Here is a 21,248-nt window from a genome sequence, read left to right as displayed (position 1 = left end):
CCGCCAAAGCAGCGTACAATGATTTGTGACTCAGCTCACAAACGCAGCTGGGGGTCGGCAGCAACGTCGGATGCAGTTCAGTCTTACCGGTGCGATGCCCGTTCTTCAATGGGTTAGCAGGGAGCGACCACCATCAAAGCGTTCAGATTTTCTGCTCGCACAGGGGATGGACTGCGCAATGACGGGGATACCGAGTTATTGCGCGCCGAGCTGTTCAGTATTGAACAGCTGAAGCGTCACGCGGTTACCCTGGCGGGCCAGCATCGAATTGACCCGCATCCTGGAGCAGACAGACTGCTACCTCGTCTGGCAGACAATACACGTGTGCTGCTTTCGGCCTATGACGTTGTTACGGCTGCCACCACCGCCGGGCAACGGATCGTGCCGACCGAAGCCTGGCTGCTCGACAACTTCTATCTGATCGAGCAGCAGATCGGTCTCGCACGTCGGCACCTTCCGCGTGGCTACAGCCGGCAATTGCCGCGTCTGGCCGATGGCCAATCGGCTGGCTTCCCCCGCATATACGACCTGGCCCTGGAGTTGATCTCCCACATGGATGGCCGCGTCGACAGTGATAACGTCACCCAATTGATTGCGGCCTACCAGAGTGTGGAGCCGTTGAGGCTGGGCGAACTGTGGGCTTTTCCCATCATGCTGCAGCTGGCGTTGCTGGAGAATCTGCGTCGCGTCGGCGTACGCATTGCTCAACGGCGCCAGGAGCGTGACGCGGCCATCACCTGGGCCGACCGCATGCTTGCCGCGGCAGAGAACGAACCAAAGCAATTGATCCAGTTACTGGCCGACTTTGCCCATGCCGATGTGCCTTTAACCGCGTCGTTTGTGGAGGAGTTCTACGACCGGCTCCAGGCGCAGGGGCCCGCCATGGCGTTTGTGCAGACCTGGGTAGAGCAGAAGCTGCTCGAACAGGGTACGACCGCTATAAAAATGTCGGAGGCGGCAGGGCGGACGGCCGCCGCCAACCAGATATCCATCGCCAACAGCATAGGCAGCCTGCGCTTCATCGGCGCCATGGACTGGAAGGAGTATGTCGAGTCGCTCAGTGTCGTTGAAGAGACCTTACGGGAAGATCCGTCATGCATGTACCCCCGTCAGGACTTTGCGACCCGTGACCGTTACCGGCATATCATCGAGGATGTCGCGCGGGGCAGCGCTTGTGACGAACTTGCCGTGGCCCGGGAAGCCATCGTTCGCGCCCGGGCGGCCGCTGAGGAGCAGGGGCAGGGCCACCGCTGCGCCCACGTCGGCTACTACCTGATCGGTCAGGGGTTGTCGCACCTTGAAAGAACGGTCGGTTGCCGGCTATCGCTGAAAACCCGCATAAAACGGGCGAGCAGACCTGGACGGCTTAGGTTGTACCTCGGCTCCATCCTGATGCTGACGGTGCTGGCCTCGGCGGGGGCGCTGTACCCGCTTGGTGGATTTACAGCCGCTGACTGGCGCTACTGGTTTTTCACCATCATGGTGGTGATGGGTGCTTCGGCGCTGGCCGTCGCGCTGGTAAACTTGGCGGTTACGCTGCTTGTGCCACCGCGTGGTCTGCCACGGCTGGATTTCTCCCAGGGTATACCAGACGTTCACCGTACCATGGTGGTGGTACCCACGTTGCTGGGCAGCCGGGGGGAAGTTGACAGCCTGATCGAGGCCCTGGAGATACGGTATCTCGGCAATCGCGACCCCAATCTGTATTTCGCTCTGCTGACGGATTTTCCCGATGCGCCGGAGCAAACGCTGCCGAAAGACGACGCCTTGCTTGCCTATGCACGCGAAGCGGTTAAGTCACTTAATGAAATTTACCGTGAAGACCGCCCCTGCATCTTTTATCTCTTTCACCGGCCGCGTCTCTGGAACCCGTTCGAGCGTTTGTGGATGGGCTACGAGCGCAAGCGCGGCAAGCTCGAGCAATTCAACGCCCGGCTGCGGGGCGGTGCACAAAGCGCGTTCTCCGAGATCATCGGCGACCCGTCTATTCTACCGTCGATTCAGTACGTCATTACCCTGGATACCGATACCCAGCTGCCCCGGGACGCGGCACATACCCTGGTGGGCAATCTGGCGCACCCACTGAACCGACCGGTCTATGACGCCGGCAAGGGGCGCATCGTTGAGGGCTATGGAATCCTGCAGCCGCGCGCCTCGATCAGTCTGAACAGCGCCAGCCGGTCATGCTTCACCCGACTGTTCTCCGGTGACTCCGGCCTTGATCCCTATACCCGCGAAGTGTCCGATGTCTACCAGGATCTGTTCGGGGAAGGCTCATTCATTGGTAAGGGCATCTACGATGTCGATGCGTTTCGTCAGGCCGCCGACGGACGCTTCCCCGAGAACCTCATCCTCAGCCACGACCTGCTGGAAAGCGGTTATGTCCGTTCGGCCCTGGTGACCGACGTCGACCTCATCGAGGAACAGCCGGCCAGTATCGCCACCGAGTCCAGTAGACGCCACCGTTGGATTCGGGGCGACTGGCAGCTTGCTGGCTGGTTGTTGCCACGGGTGCCGGGGCCTCCCGGCCCGAACGGCGCCGGGTCAACGCGGCAGGCGAATCCGTTGTCGGCGCTGTCTTTGTGGAAAATCTTCGACAACCTGCGACGCAGTCTGGTGGTGCCGGCGTTGCTTGCGCTGCTGGTGGGCGGGTGGCTTTGGGCGCCGGCTCCCGGGGTAGTGTGGACTTTGCTGGTCGTCGCGGTGGTTTTCCTGCCTTCCCTGCTGGCCACACTGATTGAGCTGATTCGCAAGCCTGATGAATTCGACTGGCTGGTGCACCTGGGCCTGACCGGTAAGTCGGCGGGCCGCCCACTCGCGGTCGCGCTCCTGACCCTGGTCTTCCTGCCCTATGACACGCGCATATCCCTGGGGGCGATTCTGAGCTCGGGGGTACGTATGCCGTTTACGCGTCGCGGCTTGTTGCTGTGGCAACTGCCCGGCTATGCGCGCCGCAACGCCTGTCAGTCGTTGACGGATTTTTTCCGGGAGATGTGGGTTGCGCCGGCTCTCACGGGTGGGGTGGGTATGGCCCTGGTTCTGGCGGGGAGCTCTCCGGCGGTGTGGTTTTCTGCATCCCCCATCCTGTTGTTGTGGTTTGTGTCACCCGTCGTTGGCTGGTGGATCAGTCGCCCTCTCACAACCCCGGCTCCGGGCCTGAGTGGCGAGCAGCAGGTCTTCCTGCGCACCGTGGCCCGTCGGACCTGGCGCTACTTCGCGGAGTTCGTGGGCCCGGGTGACAACTGGTTGCCCCCCGACAACTTCCAGATTTCTCCTGTGCCGGCCATCGCCTCGCGTACCTCGCCCACCAATATCGGCATGTCGCTGCTGGCTGATCTGGCTGCGGTCGACTTCGGTTATCTCACGGTCGGGGAGTGCCTGCAACGCATCGACAACACCCTTGCCACGATGGAAAAGCTGGAACGTTACCGCGGCCATCTCTTCAACTGGTATGACACCCGGACGCTGCAACCGCTCCATCCGCATTACATATCGTCGGTGGACAGCGGCAATCTCGCCGGTAGCTTGCTCACCCTGCAGGCGGGATTGGCCGAGCTGAAAGACCTGCCGGTGCTGTCGTTCAGTGCGTTTCAGGGCCTGGAGGACACGTTTCAGGTATTGATCGACCACATGCCCGACTCGCCTGTCCCGGAACTGACAAACAACGTCCGCACGTTAGAGGAAACCCTGATCGCCGTCAGGCGTGAGACGCCACCACAGACTGTGGCCGCCACTATCCGTGTGCTGGACCGGATTCAGGTCGCCGGCGCCGGACTGTTGGCCTGGTTGCCGAAGGCTAACGGTGGGAGCAGCGAGCTGGTTTACTGGGCGCGGGCATTTGACCGGCAACTACTTGGTCTTCTTGGAGAACTCGAATCTCTGGTGCCCGATGAATGGCATGGCAGCGCACTTCCCACTCGCGCGGAGCTGGTCGGCGCCAATGTGGCGGGCGCGCAGACTCAGATCGATCTGATCGACAACCTGATCGACCGTTGTGGCGCCCTGGCAGAAATGGATTTCAGGTTTCTCTACGACACCGGACGGGGCCTTCTGACCATTGGCTACGACGTCAGCGAACGGCGTCGTGATCCTGCCTGCTATGACCTCCTGGCCTCGGAAGCACGCCTGGCCAGCTTCCTGCTGATCGCCCAGGGCCAGGTGCCGCAAAAACACTGGTTTACGCTCGGTCGTCTGCTGACCAGCCATGGTGGTCATGTCAGTCTGATTTCGTGGAGCGGCTCGATGTTCGAGTATCTGATGCCGCAACTCATCATGCCCAGCTTCGGGAGCACCCTGCTGGAGCAGACCTGCAAGGCCGCGGTATCCCGTCAGATCGAGTACGGCCGGCAACGGGCGGTGCCCTGGGGCATTTCTGAATCCTGCTATAACGCCACGGATATCCATCAGGTCTATCAATACCGGGCGTTCGGCGTGCCCGGGCTTGGCCTCAAACGCGGGCTGGGTGACGACCTGGTGATCGCGCCTTATGCCAGCGCACTGGCACTGACAGTGTTGCCACGGGCGGCCTGTCTTAATCTGCAGGTACTGGTTGATGAAGGCTTCCTTGGCGCCTACGGCTTCTACGAGGCCATTGACTACACGCCGGCGCGTATACCACGGGGGAAGCCAAACGCCATCGTGCAGACCTTCATGGCACACCATCAGGGCATGAGCTTCCTGGCTTTCGCGCATGTTCTGTTCAATCAGCCAATGCAGCGGCGCTTCATGTCAGACCCCCTCGCACGGGCGACGGAACTGTTGCTGCAGGAGCGGGTGCCGAAAAAGGGCAACACCCTTCACCCGCACGCGGCCGAAGTCAGCGCCGCTGCCAGCCCGCCCAGCGCGGAATTGGGCGCGACCATGCGGATATTTGCCGACCCAGGTACCCGGTTTCCCGAAGTTCACCTGCTGTCGAACGGCAGTTACCACGTTATGGCGACCCATGCCGGGGGCAGTACCAGTCGCTGGCGTGACCTTGCGGTCACCCGCTGGAGTGAAGATGCCACCACCGACTGCTGGGGCACCTTTATTTACCTGCGTGACCGCGACGACAGCAAGTACTGGTCGACCACACACCAGCCAACCCTGCGCCCGGCCGATCATTACGAGGCGATTTTCGTGCAGGGGCGTGCAGAATACCGGCGGCGTGATCATGCGATCGAATCCCATACAGAAATCAGCGTGTCGCCGGAGGACGATGTCGAAATCCGTCGTGTGACACTGACCAACCAGTCGTCCCGTAACCGTCATATTGAAGTAACGAGCTTTGCTGAAGTGGTATTGGCGCCATTGAACGCGGACCTGGCCCATCGTTCTTTCAGCAATCTTTTTGTACAGACCGAGATCCTGGCCGGTCAACGGGCCATCCTCTGTACCCGGCGACCCCGCACGCCCGGTGAGCCGGTACCCTGGATGTTCCACCTGCTGGCGGCACCGGGCGCTGTGGCTGACAAGCCAACCTACGAGACCGATCGCGCGCGCTTCATTGGTCGTGGTCGCACGGCGACCAATCCGTTGGTGCTTGATAACGGAAACCATCCATCCACCCTGTCTAACACACAGGGCGCCGTGCTGGACCCCTGCGTGGCGATCCGCAGCACCCTGACCCTGCTGCCGGATGAATCGGCGAGCGTGCAGGTCATTTCCGGGGTAGCGGAAACGCGTGATGCGGCACTGGCGCTGCTTGAGAAATACTGCGACCGCCACTTCGTTGATCGCGCGTTCGAACTGGCCTGGTTCCAGAGCCAGGAGGTGCTGCGACATCTCAATGCGACCGAAGCAGATGCCCAAATTTTTGGCCGTCTGGCCAGCTCCGTGGTTTACTGCAATGCCCTTCGTCGTGCGGTGCCCAGTATCATCGCCCGTAATCAGCTCGGTCAGCCCGGATTGTGGCGCTTTGCCATCTCGGGGGATCTGCCCATCGTGCTGCTGCTTATCGGCGACGTTAACCGCATTGATGTGGTCAAGCAGGCAGTGCAGGCCCACGCCTATTGGCGCATGAAGGGTCTTGCCGTCGATCTGGTCATTATCAATGAAGGCTTCTCCGGCTATCGGGCGGAGCTACAGGATCTGATCATGGGGCTGATCAATGCAGGGCCTGAAGCACAGGTGATCGATAGACCGGGGGGGATCTTCGTGCGGCGTGCCGAGGAGCTGTCCGAGGATGAACGTGTACTGCTTCAGACGGTTTCACGCATTGTCTTCAGCGATACCACCGAAACGCTGATCGAGCAGGTGGATCGTCGCGTATCGTCCGAGCGTGCATCCGATCTGCTGGAACCTTCGCTGCGCAGGGATGCCGAGCCGGTTGCGCCGCTGGCACCTCGTGAGCGCATCTTCAGTAATGGTCTGGGCGGCTTCACACCCGATGGCCAGGAATACGTCATAACCCTGGAACCCGGGCAGACCACGCCGGCGCCCTGGGCCAACGTGATCGCCAGCCCCCATATCGGTACCGCCATCAGCGAGAGCGGCAGTGCCTATACGTGGGTGGAAAACGCCCACGAATTCCGCCTCACCCCCTGGCACAACGATCCGCTCTCCGATAACAGCGGCGAAGCGTTCTATATTCGCGACGAGGAAACCGGCGCGTTCTGGTCGCCAACGCCGCTGCCAGCCCGCGGTCGCTCCGGCTATGTATGCCGGCATGGCTTTGGTTACAGTGTCTTTGAGCACGTTGAGGCCGAAATCTCTTCCCAACTGAGCACCTACGTGGCGATGGATGCGCCGGTCAAATTCGTGGTGATCAAGCTGCATAATCGGTCATCGCGTACACGCAGACTTTCGGTTAGCGGGTATTGGGAGCTGGTGCTGGGGGAGTGGCGGCATGCCAATCTGATGCACATTGTCACCGAAGTGGATTTGCATACCGGGGCTCTGTTCGCCCGCAATGCCTACGGTCGCGAATGCGCCAACCGTGTGGTGTTCGCACAGTCGAGCGAGCGCGAACGGACAGTGAGCGGAAACCGTACCGAGTTCATCGGGCGCAACGGCTTGCTCGCCAGTCCCGCAGCGATGCGCAGGAAGGGACTGTCAGGCACGACCGGGGCCGGCTTTGATCCATGCGCCGCCATTCAGGCCCCGATTCAGCTCGACCCCGGCCAGGAATATGAAATCGTGTTTGTGTTCGGCGCGGCCGGCAATGCTGATGAGGCACGACACCTTATCCAGCAATTCGGCGGCCAGGCCGGCGCCTGGCAGGCCCTGGATGCGGTACGGGAACACTGGAACCGTACCCTTGGCGCGGTCCAGGTCGACACACCGGACATGGCGCTTAACGTCTTGGCGAACGGCTGGCTGGTCTACCAGACCCTTTCGTGCCGGCTGTGGGGCCGCAGCGGCTACTACCAGTCCGGTGGCGCCTACGGTTTCCGCGACCAGTTGCAGGATACCATGGCGTTGATTCATGCCGCGCCAGGGCTCGCCCGCGAGCAGCTGATCCGGCATGCCGGGCGCCAGTTCCTCAAGGGCGATGTACAGCACTGGTGGCACCCACCCGGCGGACAGGGCGTGCGCACCCATTTTTCCGATGACTATCTGTGGCTGCCCTATGCCACCTGCCGTTATGTGCGGGCGACCGGCGATGTCAGCGTGCTTGATGAGTCCATCCATTTCCTGGAAGGGCGTGAGTTATATGCCGAGGAGGAGGCCTACTACGACCAGCCGCAATGCTCGCCCCAGGCAGCGAGCCTTTATGAACACTGCGTTCGTGCCATCAGGTACGGCCTGCGTTTTGGCAAGCATCATTTGCCGCTGATGGGTTGCGGTGACTGGAACGATGGCATGAACCTTGTTGGCAAGGATGGCCGGGGAGAGAGCGTGTGGCTGGCCTGGTTCCTGGTGGAGAACCTCGAGCTTTTTGCCAGCCTCGCCGGTGACCACAATGATCATGAATTTGCGGAGCAGTGCGGCGACCAGGCGGTACGATTGCGCAGCAATATCGAGGCCCAGGCCTGGGATGGCCAGTGGTACCGACGTGCCTATTTTGATGATGGCACCCCCATGGGTTCGTCCAGCAACGACGAGTGCCAGATCGATTCGATCAGCCAGAGCTGGGCGGTGATTTCAAAAGGTGGCGACAAGCTCCGGGCCCGCCAGGCGATGATGGCCGTTGACCAGCGCCTGGTGCGGCGAGACAAGCAGATTATCCAGTTGCTCGACCCGCCTTTTGATACATCAGACCTGGAGCCTGGCTACATCAAGGGGTATATCCCTGGCGTGCGGGAGAACGGTGGGCAATACACCCATGCCGCTATCTGGACCACAATGGCATTCGCCATGCTGGGTGACACCGAGCGTGCGTGGGAATTTTTCGCGATCCTCAATCCGGTTAACCACGGCAGTACGCCTGAAGCCATCGAGCGCTACAAGGTCGAGCCCTACGTTATGTGCGCAGATATCTATGGCGTGTCGCCGCACATTGGCCGCGGTGGCTGGACCTGGTACACCGGCGCGGCAGGCTGGATGTACCGGCTGACCACAGAAACCCTGCTGGGACTCCAGCTGGAAGGGGACCATCTGCGGATTGCGCCCTGCGTGCCGGTGGACTGGACTGGCTATCGAATCCAATACCGCTTTGGTGACACGGTCTACGACATCACTGTCAGTAGAACCGGCGAATCCCCAGGGCAGGTGTCCCGTGTGGTGGTAGACGGGACCGAGCGTCCCGACACCCGTATCCCTATGGTCGACGACCACGAGGACCACGTCGTTGAGGTGCATCTGGGTTAACCCGGCGGACACGTGTTCTCTGGCCGTAGCCGACCATGGTGTTTCCCCTGGTCTCAGTGTTATGCCAAAATTTAACGTCTTGAAAATTCTGTCGCTAAAAAAGCCTGTCTACAACGAAAGGGAGCGAGTCCGGATTTGCCATGCACTGTGACACTGACCAATACTGGATGACTCGCGCCCTGACCCTGGCCCGCTATGCAGCCAGCCAGGGTGAGGTGCCGGTGGGTGCTGTCGTGGTTATTGATGGAAAGGAAGTTGGCGTCGGGTATAATTCGCCCATCTCGTCCTGTGATCCTACCGGCCACGCGGAAATCCGCGCCCTCCGTGATGCCGCCGCCCGGCAGGGCAACTACCGCTTGTCCGGTGCCACGCTTTACGTAACACTCGAACCCTGTACCATGTGCGTAGGTGCGCTGGTCCACAGTCGGATATCAAGGCTGGTATACGGCGCGACAGAGCCGAAGGGTGGGGCGGTTGAGTCGGTACGGGCCACCCTGGATGAGCCCCATTTCAACTGGACGGTCGCGACGACCAGCGGAGTTCTGGCTGCCGAGTGCGGTCAGACGCTGACAGATTTTTTCGCCGCCCGCCGGGAACAGATCCGTCGGGCCCGAACCAACCCTCAGGCCTGAGTGATTCAGGGACGAAACGGAACAACAGCATGAAAGTACTGGTGACCGGCGGGGCCGGCTATATCGGGAGTCATGTGGTGCGCCAGCTGGGTCAGGCGGGGCATGACATCATTGTTTTCGATAACCTCTCCACCGGCTACGCCTGGGCGGTCACCGCCGGTGAGCTGGTGGTGGGTGATCTGGCCGACGAGAAAGCCATCGATGAGCTGTTCACCCGCCATACGTTCGATGCGGTATTGCACTTTGCCGCCAACATCGTGGTGCCGGAGTCCGTCGCCAATCCCCTCAAGTACTACAGCAACAACACCCGCAATACCCTGAATCTGCTCAAGGCTGTGGAGCGGTACGGTGTGTCCTACATGGTGTTCTCGTCCACGGCGGCGGTTTACGGCATGCCGGAGGAAACCGTGCTCACCGAGGATATGCCCCTGGCGCCCATCAACCCTTATGGGGCCTCCAAAATGATGAGCGAGCGCATGATCATGGATCTGGCCGCGGCATCCCCCTTGAGTTACGTTATCCTCCGTTATTTCAACGTTGCCGGTGCCAACCCGGACGGACTGCTGGGCCAGGCGACCCCGGAAGCCACGCACCTGATCAAGGTGGCCTGTGAATGTGCCACCGGCATACGGGACGGCATGAGCATTTTCGGCACCGATTACGACACCCGAGACGGTACCTGCGTCCGTGATTATATCCACGTGGAAGACCTGGCCAAGGCTCACGTCATGGCACTGGACTACATGGCGCAAGGGGGCGACTCCCGGGTGCTCAATTGTGGCTATGGCCGCGGGTTTACGGTTCGCGAGGTGATTGATGTGGTGAAGGCGCGCTCCGGTGTCGATTTCCCGGTACAGGAAACCGGCCGTCGCGCCGGCGACCCTGAAGCGCTGATGGCGGACAACCAGCGGATCATCGAAACCCTTGGCTGGCGCCCCGACCACGATGATTTGGAGACCATCGTCCAGACGGCGCTGGACTGGGAATTCAAATGGCAGGATATCCAGAATCAAAGCAAATAGAAATCAATGCGTTGCGATATAAAATTAAAGTGATTTCAACTCGATTAACAGGCAGGGAATGAACCCATGAAGATTACCATTTTCGGCACAGGTTATGTGGGGCTGGTGACAGGCGCGTGCCTGGCTGACTCCGGGCATGATGTGCTTTGCATGGACGTTGACCAGGGAAAGATCGAGCGACTCAAGAATGGCCAGATTCCGATCTATGAACCCGGGCTTGAGCCCATTGTCCGCCACAACACCGAGGCCGGGCGTCTGAACTTCACCACGGATACCGCTGAAGCAGTGGCCCACGGTCTGCTGCAGTTTATTGCCGTGGGCACACCCCCGGACGAGGACGGGTCAGCGGACCTGCAGTATGTGCTGGCGGTGGCGAAGTCCATTGGTGAGCACATGAATGACTACAAGGTGGTCGTGGACAAGTCCACTGTGCCGGTGGGCACTGCCGACAAAGTGCGCGACGCGGTCAGACACCAGCTGGACCGTCGTGGCGCCGAGCTGGACTTCGACGTGGTCTCCAACCCGGAATTCCTGAAGGAAGGCGCTGCCGTTAACGACTTCATGAAGCCGGATCGCATTATCATCGGTACCAACAGTGACAAGGCTGAAGAGGTACTGCGGGAGGTCTATTACCCCTTTAACCGCAACCATGACCGGATGATCTTTATGGACATCCGCTCCGCTGAGCTGACCAAATATGCCGCCAATGCCATGCTGGCCACCAAGATCAGCTTCATGAACGAGATTGCCAACCTGTCCGAGCGCCTGGGTGCTGATATCGAGGCGGTTCGTCGGGGTATTGGTTCCGACCCGCGAATCGGCTATCACTTTATCTATCCCGGCTGCGGTTACGGTGGTTCCTGTTTCCCCAAGGATGTGCAGGCCCTGGCGCGCACCGCCCACGGCTGTGGCTACGAGTCGAAGCTGCTCAACGCCGTGGAAGCGGTGAACTACGACCAGAAGCATGTGCTGTTTGACAAGGTAAGCCACTATTTCCAGGGCGACCTGGCGAACAAGACTGTCGCGGTGTGGGGGCTCGCCTTCAAACCCAACACCGACGACATGCGTGAGGCTCCGGCCCGCACATTGATGGAGTCCCTGTGGGAGGCCGGTGCAAAGGTACAGGCCTTTGATCCCGAGGCCATGGAGGAAACCCAGCGCATCTATGGTAACCGCGACGACCTGCAGCTGTGTGGTACCAAGGAGCAGGCGCTGCGGGGTGCCGATATTCTGGTGATCTGCACCGAGTGGAAGGAATTCCGCTCGCCGGATTTCGAGGCCATGGCCACGACGCTTAAAGAGCCGGTGATCATCGATGGCCGCAACATGTATGACCCGCAGGTGCTGGATCGCTATGACCTGATCTATTACGCCATCGGCCGTGGGCGTAACCAGTTCAGCGCCGGCTGACCCCATGAACAGTGAGTTCTGTCTTCACCCGCGGCTCGAGGCTGACACCATCAGCCTCGGCCGCACATCGCTTTGTGATATCCGGCTGATGAACGACCGCACCTGGCCTTGGGTGATGCTGGTGCCCCGCCGCCCGGACATACGGGAAATCTATCAGTTGTCGGTGGCTGAACAGCAGCAATTGTTGGCGGAGTCATCCCTGCTTGGTGAGGGCATGATGAGGGCGTTCAGTGGTGACAAGCTGAATGTGGCGGCGTTGGGGAACATGGTTCCGCAGCTTCATCTGCATCACATTGTCCGCCGGGAAGGGGATGCCGGCTGGCCCGGACCTGTCTGGGGGCTGCAGCCGCCGGAGCCCTATACGAATGAAGAGCTGGTAAAGTGCCGGGATCGCCTGGAGTCGGTGCTGGCCCGGCTGAGAACTTCCTGACTGCCGGTCATGACTGCGCCGTACGGTGACGGCGGGCCATTACCTGGGAGCCGAGCAGAACCATCCGCAGTTCCATCTTCAGCCGTAGCCGTAGCTGTTCCTTTTCTTCGCGGCTGGCGTCGAGGGCTTCCGCGCCCTGATTGAACACCAGGGTCACCATGGCTTCGGCAACTGTGCGTGGACTGGTAAGAGGCTTGCCCCGCTCTTCGCCGAAACGGGCCAGGTCATCCGCCAGTTCCGTCACGAAGTGATCGATTTCGGCCTTCACCGCTGTACGGAACTGCGTGGAAACCCCGGTGCGCTCCCTCAGCATCAGCCGGAACAGGTTGGCGTTATTGGCGAGATACTCCAGAAAGGTGTCCACCGAGGTGCTGATGGCGCTGCCGTCCCGGGCGATCCGCTTGCGGGCCTGTCGCATGAGTTGGCGAAGGGCAACGCCGCCTTCATCCACCAGTGCCAGGCCCAGTTCGTCCAGCTCCGCGAAATGACGATAGAACGACGTTGGCGCTATTCCGGCCTCGCGGGCCACTTCCCGCAGGCTGAGGCTGCCAAAGCCGCGGTCAGCGTTCAGCTGGGAAAGGGCCGCATCCATCAGGGCGCGGCGGGTACGGAGTTTTTGTTCGGCGCGGGCTGACACGAAGTGGTCCTTGTAGGTTTTGACGGCAGTTTATTGTAGTCATGCAATCATGAGGATGGTAGCGGGTCAGGATAATCCCGGTGTCCCGTTTGGTTAGTTCGCTGACCTACTGAGCCGCTGAGAGCCTTGAGAGCAAGGCGCGGTGGCGAAGGTTTGGTGGTTCCAAATCGAGTCAGCGCAACGCGGCTATCGAGGCTCTCAGTGGCTCCCGAAGGGCGCGACGCTGGGGCCTCTGGCCTGTGTTGCCAGTCCTTGGTGTGGAACCACCACACCTGCGAACTGGCGCCTTGGCCAGAGGCCCCAGCGTCACGCAGTAGGTCAGCGAACTAACCAAACGGGACACCAGGTCCTGATTTTGGGTGCAATTGTGTTTATAATGACCCGCTTTTTTACACCCCCTTAGGGGCGGCCGCCATCAGGTGGCACGAATTCTTCAGCACACACACTTGAACGATAGCGATGGGAACGGGTATGCGCAGTCATTATTGCGGTGGAATCAACGAATCAAACATCGATCAGGACGTCACGCTCTGTGGCTGGGTTCACCGCCGGCGGGACCACGGGGGCGTCATCTTCCTGGACCTGCGTGACCGGGATGGCATGGCCCAGGTGGTGTTCGACCCTGATACCGAAGAAAGCTTCGCCAAGGCTGAGAAGGTGCGCAGCGAGTTCGTGATTCAGGTCACCGGCCGGGTCCGCCGTCGTCCCGCCGGCACCGAGAACGCCAACATGCCCACCGGGCAGGTGGAAGTGCTCGGTCGCGAGCTGACCATCCTCAACGCTGCGGCAACGCCGCCGTTCCCCCTGGACGAGCACGTGGATGTGGGCGAGGATGTACGCCTGCGCTACCGTTTCGTGGACCTGCGTCGTCCCGAGATGCTGAACAGGCTGCGGTTCCGTTCCCGCGTCACCAGCTATCTTCGTAACTTCCTGGATGGCAACGGGTTCATGGACGTGGAAACCCCGATCCTCACCCGCGCCACGCCGGAAGGCGCCCGTGACTACCTGGTGCCCAGCCGCACCCACGAAGGCTCCTTCTTTGCGTTGCCCCAGTCGCCCCAGCTGTTCAAACAGCTGCTGATGGTGTCCGGTGTTGACCGTTACTACCAGATCGCCAAGTGCTTCCGTGACGAAGACCTGCGCGCTGACCGTCAGCCAGAATTCACCCAGGTGGATATCGAGGCCTCCTTCGTCAATGAAGAAGACCTGATGCAGCTGACCGAGTCCATGACCCGTAACCTGTTCAAGGACGTGCTGGACGTGGCCTTGCCGGAATTTCCGCGCATGCCATACGCCGAAGCCATGCAACGTTATGGCTCCGACAAGCCGGACCTGCGCATCCCGCTGGAGCTGGTGGATGTGGGTGATCTGGTCGAGAGCGTCGACTTCAAGGTGTTCTCCGGTCCCGCGAAGGATCCGAAAGGTCGTGTGGCGGCACTGCGTGTTCCACAGGGTGGCAGCCTGACCCGCAAGCAGATTGACGACTATACCAAATTTGTCGGTATCTACGGCGCCAAGGGTCTGGCCTACATCAAGGTGAACGAGATCGCCAAGGGTGTGGAAGGCCTGCAGTCTCCCATCGTCAAGTTCCTCGGCGATGAAACCGCCATGGCGGTGATGGAACGTGCCGGTGCGGAAGACGGCGATATTGTCTTCTTCGGTGCCGACAAGACCAACGTGGTCAACGAGGCCCTGGGCGCGTTGCGGATCAAGGTCGGTCACGACCTGGATATGCTTACCAGCGACTGGGCCCCCCTGTGGGTCGTGGATTTCCCCATGTTCGAGGAAACCGACAACGGTCGCCTGACGGCTATTCACCATCCGTTTACCGCGCCCAGCTGCACCCCGGAAGAGCTGGCAGCGGACCCCGCCAACGCGCTGTCGCGGGCCTACGATATGGTGCTGAACGGTACCGAGCTGGGTGGCGGTTCCATCCGTATCCACGATGAGAACACCCAGCAGTCCGTGTTCCGTGTGCTGGGTATCGACGAAGAGGAAGCCCGGGCCAAGTTCGGCTTCCTGCTGGATGCCCTGAAGTTCGGTTGTCCTCCCCACGGTGGTCTGGCGTTCGGCCTTGATCGCCTGGTCATGCTGATGACCGGCTCCAGCTCCATCCGTGATGTGATCGCCTTCCCCAAAACCCAGAGCGCCACCTGTCTGATGACCCAGGCTCCGGGTGAAGTGGACGAGAAACAGCTCAGGGAGCTCAATATCCGCCTGCGCAAGAAGCCGGCTGCGACGGCTGCTGACAACGAAGGCGGCAAGTCAGAAGGTTAACGAACGATAGTCCGACACCAGCCGCTCCGGTCATCCGCCGGAGCGGCGTCTCATTCACAGGCCAGCAGAAATAGGGGAGTGGTTTATGGCCGGGCACAGCAAATGGGCCAATATCAAACACCGCAAGGCGGCCCAGGATGCAAAACGTGGCAAGATCTTCACCAAGATCATTCGTGAACTGGTGGTGGCGGCAAAGCTCGGTGGCCCGGACCCGAACGACAACCCGCGTCTGCGGGCGGTTATGGACAAGGCTCTCACGGCCAACATGAAAAAGGACACCATCGAGCGCGCTATCGAAAGGGGCGCCGGTGGCGGTGATGACGACAACTACGAGGAGCTCACCTACGAGGGGTATGGCCCCGGTGGTGTTGCCATGTATGTGGAAGTCATGACCGATAACCGCAACCGCACGGTGGCCGAGGTTCGCCATGCCTTCAACAAGTTTGGCGGCAACCTGGGCACCGATGGTTCGGTGGCCTTCCTGTTCAGCAAGCAGGGCATTCTCAGCTACGCCCCGGGCACCAGCGAGGAACAGCTGATGGAAGTGGCGCTGGAAGCCGGCGCCGAGGATATCGTCGAGCAGGATGATGGTTCCCTCGAGGTGCGCACCACCCCGGACAATTACCTGGATGTGAAAGAAGCACTGGTCGAAGCTGGCCTGGAGCCGGACAATGGGGAAGTGACCATGGTTCCCGCCACCACGGTGGACCTGGACCGTGATGGTACCGAATCCAACCTCAAGCTGATCGACATGCTGGAAGATCTGGATGACGTGCAGAATGTCTACTCCAACGCCGAGTTTTCCGATGAGGTGTTGCAGGAACTGAACGGCTAGGCGTGTGCATGGCCGTTTTCCTACCCACATAGTCCACGGGAGCTGGGCCTGATGGCGATCATCCTGGGTGTGGACCCCGGGTCCCGTACCACCGGGTATGGCATTATCCGCACCGGTGGTCGCAAGACCGAATACCTGGACAGCGGCTGTATACGGGTCGGCGAACGCCCCATGGCCGAGCGGCTGCAGATTATCTTCCAGAGCCTGGCCACCCTGATTGCCGAGTTCCGACCGGACGAATTTGCCATTGAGCAGGTCTTTATGGCCCGCAACCCGGATTCTGCCCTCAAGCTCGGCCAGGCCCGGGGCGTGGCCATTGTCAGTGCGGCCAATTCCGGACTGGCGGTGCACGAGTACTCCGCTCGCCAGGTCAAGCAGGCTGTGGTTGGCAAGGGCGGCGCCGACAAGTCCCAGGTCCAGCATATGGTGCAGGCGATCCTCCAGTTGTCCCGAAAGCCCCAGGAAGACGCCGCCGATGCTCTCGCTATCGCCCTGTGCCATGCCCATATGAGCCAGAGCGTGGCGCGATTGTCCGGGGCGGCGGGGCAGGCTGTCTCAACGTCTCAGGCAACAGCGAGGGGGCGTGTCCGGGGCGGTCGGATGCGTTAACCTCCCCCTCATTCTGAAACACTCGAACGGAGGCAGACCCGGTGATCGGACGACTGCGCGGTATCCTGGTAGAAAAACAGCCCGGACAGGTCCTGGTGGAGGCCGCTGGCCTGGGCTACGAAGTGGACATTCCCTACACCACCTTCTTTCACTTGCCGGAAACCGGTCAGGAGGTGGTGCTGCACACCCACTTTGCCGTGCGCGAGGATGCCCACAGCCTGTTCGGCTTTGCCAACCGGCTGGACCGGGACCTGTTCCGGCTGCTGATCAAGGTTAACGGGGTGGGGCCGCGGCTTGCGGTGGGCATCCTGTCCGGGCTGGACGCCGATCAGTTTATCCAGTGTGTGGAGCAGCGGGATGCCAGCGCCCTGGTCAAGCTGCCCGGTGTGGGCAAGAAAACCGCCGAGCGACTGCTGATCGATATGGGCGACCGTATTGGTCAACTGGAGGGGCAGTTCGTGCCCCGTGGCACCGGGGCCGTGAACGCTGGCGAGACACCGAAACGGCCGCCTCGCCAGCCGGACGCCTCGGAAGAGGCGGAAGCCGCGCTGATTGCCCTGGGCTACAAGCCCCAGGAAGCCACCAGGGCGATCAATCGTGTCGCGGAAGAGGGCATGAGCCGGGAAGACCTCATCCGCAATGCCCTCAAGGCCATGATCCCCACCGGTTAACGTCGGTTTTCAGGGCGGCGGCAGCGGCATGATGCGGAGGAATGTGTAAAGAGCGTAACGTGACAGGCATACTACTGACCGTACAATGTGTCCGGGTTGAGGGGGTTACCTGAGGTGCCTGAATTTGGTCTGTTTCAGGCAGGTGCAAACAGGAAAACGCCGAAGGACTCCGTAAATGCCGGTCAGGGCGGATGAACTGATGTGCCCAATGGCACACTAATCATCCGATCACAGGTATGATGGTGAAAACCTGTAACGAGTCTTTACATGATTGAATCTGATCGACTGATTTCTCCCCAGGCCGGTCTCCAGGAAGAGGTCTATGACCGGGCCATACGGCCCCACCGCCTGGAAGACTATGTGGGGCAGCCCACGGTTCGCGAGCAGATGGAGATCTTCATTGCTGCCGCACGGGCCCGCAGCGAAGCGCTGGACCACACGCTCATCTTTGGCCCGCCGGGTCTGGGCAAGACCACCCTCGCCAATATCATTGCCAATGAAATGGGAGTGGCCATCAAGACCACCTCCGGCCCGGTACTGGAAAAGGCCGGTGACCTGGCTGCCCTCCTGACCAATCTCGAGCATGGCGACGTCTTGTTTATCGACGAGATTCATCGCCTCAATGCGGTGGTGGAGGAAGTGCTCTATCCGGCGATGGAGGATTACCAGCTCGACATCATGATCGGAGAGGGCCCCGCCGCCCGTTCCATCAAGCTTGATCTGCCCCCTTTTACCCTGGTCGGTGCGACTACCCGGGCGGGGCTGCTGACCTCACCCCTGCGGGATCGCTTCGGTATCGTGCAGCGGCTGGAGTTCTACAACACCCGGGATCTGACCTCGATTATCCTGCGGTCCGCGTCCCTGTCACACGTGTCTATTGACGATGCCGGGGCCTACGAGATAGCCAGGCGTTCCCGGGGCACACCCAGAATCGCCAACCGTCTCTTGCGCCGGGTGCGTGACTACGCGGAAGTGAAGGCCGATGGGGCCATTACCGCCGAGGTGGCCGACCTGGCCCTCAACATGCTGAAAGTGGATAACGAAGGGTTCGATCATATGGACCGCCGGCTGCTGCTGGCGATGATTGAAAAATTCGACGGTGGACCGGTGGGCGTTGACAGCCTTGCCGCGGCCATCAGTGAAGAGAGGGGCACCATTGAGGATGTGCTGGAACCGTTTCTCATCCAGCAGGGCTTCATGGTGCGTACACCACGGGGCCGTATGGTGACCAACAGTGCCTATCTCCATTTTGGTGCCACACCCACATCATCCCGGCAGGAGGACCTCCTTGACGGACAGCAGTAACGACGTCGCCCGGACTTCATCCAACTTTACCCTGCCGGTACGTGTCTATATCGAAGATACCGATGCGGGGGGTATTATCTTTCATGCCAAGTACCTGCACTATATGGAGCGGGCCCGGACCGAGTGGGTTCGCAGCCGGGGTGTTGGCCTGAGGTCCGGGCTTGGTGACAACATCAGTTACGTGGTGCAGAAGATCAACATCCATTATGCCGCACCGGGTTATCTGGATGACGAACTACTGGTGACAGCGGACCTGGTGGGAGCCGGGCGTGTGTGGATGGAGTTCGATCAGCGGGTAAGCCGCAAGGGTGACGGCCGGGAGCTGTCCCGGGCAAATGTCAGGGTTGCCTGTGTGGCCCTGGATTCCGGGAGGCCGAGGCGGTTGCCGGACGACCTGAGCGAGTTGCTGAAACAGCAGCTGGCGGCAAAGACATCTTAGAACGACATCAGGAGTAAACGGTGGATTCAGAACTTTCCGTATGGCACCTCATCGCCCAGGCAGGCCCGCTGGTCAAGCTGGTCATGCTGCTGCTGGCGCTGGCGTCGGTAATATCGTGGGCACTGATCTTCCAGCGCATCCAGGTCTTTCGCAAGGCCCGTCGGGCGCAACTGACATTCGAGGAACAGTTCTGGTCAGGCATGGATCTTGGTCAGCTCTACCGGGAGGTCAATGCCAATCCGACACCCTATTCGGGCATGGAGTCTGTGTTCCGAGCCGGTTTTCGTGAGTTCTCCCGCCTGCGCCAGCAGAGCCGTGATCCGGATGCCGTGATGGAAGGCGTCCAGCGGGCCATGCGGGTGGCCTTTTCCCGTGAGCAGGAGCGCCTGGAAATGCACCTGCCCTTTCTCGCTACCGTTGGCTCCACCAGCCCCTATATTGGTCTGTTTGGCACTGTCTGGGGCATCATGAATTCGTTCCGTGGGCTGGCAACCGTGCAACAGGCGACGCTGGCCACGGTAGCCCCGGGCATCTCCGAGGCGCTTATTGCGACCGCGATGGGCCTGTTCGCTGCTATTCCGGCGGTCATCGCCTATAACCGTTTTTCCGCCAAGTCCGATGCATTGCTGAAGAATTATGAAACCTTTGCCGAGGAATTCTCCAGCATCCTGCATCGCCGGGTTCATGACAGCGGCGCCAGCCAGGGCTGATCGCCAGGGCGACAGGAGGGGATGTAATGAAAGGCGGAATGATGCAGATGGATCGCCGCAAGCCCATGGCGGAGATCAATGTCGTACCCTACATTGACGTGATGCTGGTGTTGCTGGTGATCTTCATGGTGACGGCGCCCATGCTGACCCAGGGGGTCAAGGTGGAGCTGCCGGAGACGACATCGGATCCGATCCAGGCGGAGAAAGACACCGAGTCGGTGGTGGTATCGATTGATGCCAACGGTGCCTACTATTTGCAGGTAGGGGATGAGGGCAGTGACCCGATGCCGCTTGCGCAGGTCCAGGAAATGGTCGGCAAGATCATGGCCGGGCGCACCAACCGGGAGGTATTGGTGCGTGGTGACCAGAACGTGCAGTACGGCAAGGTGGTACGCCTGATGTCGGTGTTGCAGCAGGCTGGCGCCACCAATGTGGGCCTGATTACCGAGGCTGAAAAGACGGACGAGGCGGGTGGATAATCTGTGACGGATCCACGACCCGAAAAACGTATGGACGTGCGACCGGCGTGGACATCGCCGGTGCTGTTTTCGCTGGTGCTCCACGGGGCGATTGTGGCCATCACCCTGATGAGCTGGCACTGGATTTCGCCCATGGAGGAACCTCCCGAGCCGAGCATAACGGCCCGTCTGGTTTCTCCGGAGGCCGTGCCGCCGCAAGAAACCACTGCGCCACCACCGCAATCGGAGCCTGATGAGCCGACGCCGGTAGAGGAGGAACAGCAAGAGCAGAAGGAGCAGCAGCGACTCCAGCAGGAACAGGAGCGTCAGCGCCAGGAAGAGGCCGAGCGCCGGGAACAGGAGCGCCTTGAGCAGCAGCGTCGTGAACAGGAAGCGGCAGCACAGGAGCGTGAGCGCAAGGCAAGGGAAGAAGAAGCTGCCCGTGAACGCGCCAAGGCCGAAGCGGAAGAGCGGGCCCGTCGCCAGGCAGAGGAAGAACGCAAGGCCCGCGAGGCCGCCGAGCGTAAGGCGGAAGAGGAACGCCAGCGTCAGGAACAGCAGCGCCGAGAGGAAGAAGAGCGGCGCCGGCAGGAGGAAGAACGCAAACGCCAGGAGGAAGAGCGTCGCCGTCAGGAAGAGGCCGAGCGTCAGCGCCAGGAAGAGGAAAAGCTCCGCCAGCGTGAGCAGCAACTGGAAGCCATGGCCCGGGAAGCCGAGCAGGCCAGGCTGGCGGAACAGCGTCGGCAGCAGGAGGCGGCTGCGGCCCGCGCCCGGGAAACCGAAATGCTGAACGAGCGGTCCCGTTATGCGAACCTGATTCGGCAAGCGATCGAGAATCAGTGGCGCACACCGATTTCCGCGAAGGAAGGCATGAGTGTTGTATTGCAACTGACTCTGCTGCCTACCGGTGAGCTGCAGTCGGTGGAGGTTCTCGAAAGCAGTGGTAACCGGGCCTTCGACAACTCCGCCATCAGTGCTGCCCGTGCGGTCAGCCGTTACCAGGTCCCGGATAGCCGCGACACCTTTGAGAAATACTTCAGGCAGTTGAAAATTCATTTCCAGCCGGAGGTTTGAGGTGCAGTG

15 protein-coding genes are annotated in these 21,248 nt (G+C 60.8%); 14 read left to right on the top strand and 1 reads right to left on the bottom strand.

The window, feature by feature from the left end; genetic code table 11:
* The first annotated feature begins 198 nt into the window (after positions 1 to 198).
* The 5 genes from ACFOZ5_RS11565 (at position 199) to ACFOZ5_RS11545 (ending at position 12,224) form a co-directional block, all read left to right on the top strand.
* Positions 199 to 8,730, top strand: coding sequence for a GH36-type glycosyl hydrolase domain-containing protein (locus tag ACFOZ5_RS11565; protein ID WP_379887423.1), 8,532 nt, complete (start codon positions 199 to 201; stop codon positions 8,728 to 8,730).
* 140 nt (positions 8,731 to 8,870) lie between these two features.
* A complete protein-coding gene (gene tadA / locus ACFOZ5_RS11560) occupies positions 8,871 to 9,362 on the top strand; it encodes a tRNA adenosine(34) deaminase TadA (protein WP_379887421.1) in 492 nt (163 codons plus the stop codon).
* Positions 9,363 to 9,391: 29 nt separating this feature from the next.
* A complete protein-coding gene (gene galE, locus ACFOZ5_RS11555; RefSeq protein ID WP_379887419.1) occupies positions 9,392 to 10,384 on the top strand; it encodes a UDP-glucose 4-epimerase GalE in 993 nt (330 codons plus the stop codon).
* A 66-nt stretch (positions 10,385 to 10,450) separates the two neighbouring features.
* Entirely contained in the window at positions 10,451 to 11,794 is a 1,344-nt protein-coding gene (locus tag ACFOZ5_RS11550) for a UDP-glucose dehydrogenase family protein (RefSeq protein ID WP_379887416.1), read from the top strand.
* 4 nt (positions 11,795 to 11,798) lie between these two features.
* Positions 11,799 to 12,224: an HIT domain-containing protein gene (locus ACFOZ5_RS11545; RefSeq protein ID WP_379887414.1), complete on the top strand. Its 426-nt coding sequence runs from the start codon at positions 11,799 to 11,801 to the stop codon at positions 12,222 to 12,224.
* A 7-nt stretch (positions 12,225 to 12,231) separates the two neighbouring features.
* Here the strand turns inward: ACFOZ5_RS11545 and fabR are convergent, their stop codons facing one another.
* Positions 12,232 to 12,861 (bottom strand): HTH-type transcriptional repressor FabR, encoded by a 630-nt coding sequence (gene fabR / locus ACFOZ5_RS11540; RefSeq protein WP_379887412.1) that lies wholly within the window; start codon positions 12,859 to 12,861, stop codon positions 12,232 to 12,234.
* Between the two features lie 471 nt (positions 12,862 to 13,332).
* Here fabR and aspS point away from each other — a divergent pair, with 471 nt between their 5' ends.
* The 9 genes from aspS (at position 13,333) to tolA (ending at position 21,239) form a co-directional block, all read left to right on the top strand.
* Entirely contained in the window at positions 13,333 to 15,138 is a 1,806-nt protein-coding gene (gene aspS, locus ACFOZ5_RS11535) for an aspartate--tRNA ligase (protein WP_379887410.1), read from the top strand.
* A gap of 85 nt (positions 15,139 to 15,223) precedes the next feature.
* The gene (locus ACFOZ5_RS11530) at positions 15,224 to 15,973 is read left to right on the top strand and encodes a YebC/PmpR family DNA-binding transcriptional regulator (protein WP_379887408.1); all 750 of its coding nucleotides are present in this window, start codon (positions 15,224 to 15,226) and stop codon (positions 15,971 to 15,973) included.
* Positions 15,974 to 16,024: 51 nt separating this feature from the next.
* On the top strand, positions 16,025 to 16,582 hold the full coding sequence (gene ruvC / locus ACFOZ5_RS11525; RefSeq protein WP_379887406.1) for a crossover junction endodeoxyribonuclease RuvC: 558 nt from the start codon (positions 16,025 to 16,027) through the stop codon (positions 16,580 to 16,582).
* A 41-nt stretch (positions 16,583 to 16,623) separates the two neighbouring features.
* Positions 16,624 to 17,253: a Holliday junction branch migration protein RuvA gene (gene ruvA, locus ACFOZ5_RS11520; protein WP_379887404.1), complete on the top strand. Its 630-nt coding sequence runs from the start codon at positions 16,624 to 16,626 to the stop codon at positions 17,251 to 17,253.
* A 267-nt stretch (positions 17,254 to 17,520) separates the two neighbouring features.
* Positions 17,521 to 18,558: a Holliday junction branch migration DNA helicase RuvB gene (gene ruvB / locus ACFOZ5_RS11515; protein WP_379887402.1), complete on the top strand. Its 1,038-nt coding sequence runs from the start codon at positions 17,521 to 17,523 to the stop codon at positions 18,556 to 18,558.
* Positions 18,542 to 18,997, top strand: coding sequence for a YbgC/FadM family acyl-CoA thioesterase (locus ACFOZ5_RS11510; protein WP_379887400.1), 456 nt, complete (start codon positions 18,542 to 18,544; stop codon positions 18,995 to 18,997). Before ruvB ends, ACFOZ5_RS11510 begins: the two co-directional genes overlap by 17 nt.
* A gap of 20 nt (positions 18,998 to 19,017) precedes the next feature.
* Positions 19,018 to 19,707, top strand: a complete 690-nt coding sequence (tolQ, locus tag ACFOZ5_RS11505) for a protein TolQ (RefSeq protein ID WP_379887398.1) — start codon at positions 19,018 to 19,020, stop codon at positions 19,705 to 19,707.
* 26 nt (positions 19,708 to 19,733) lie between these two features.
* Positions 19,734 to 20,186 (top strand): protein TolR, encoded by a 453-nt coding sequence (gene tolR, locus ACFOZ5_RS11500; protein ID WP_379887396.1) that lies wholly within the window; start codon positions 19,734 to 19,736, stop codon positions 20,184 to 20,186.
* 3 nt (positions 20,187 to 20,189) lie between these two features.
* Complete coding sequence (gene tolA, locus ACFOZ5_RS11495) at positions 20,190 to 21,239, top strand: cell envelope integrity protein TolA (RefSeq protein ID WP_379887394.1); 1,050 nt, start codon at positions 20,190 to 20,192, stop codon at positions 21,237 to 21,239.
* Positions 21,240 to 21,248: the final 9 nt, after the last annotated feature.

Origin of the sequence: Marinobacter lacisalsi (assembly GCF_042651045.1) — a bacterium.
Taxonomy (GTDB): Bacteria; Pseudomonadota; Gammaproteobacteria; order Pseudomonadales; family Oleiphilaceae; genus Marinobacter; species Marinobacter lacisalsi.
The sequence above is the reverse complement of the archived record's forward strand: the minus strand, read 5'-3'. Positions and strand labels throughout refer to the sequence as shown.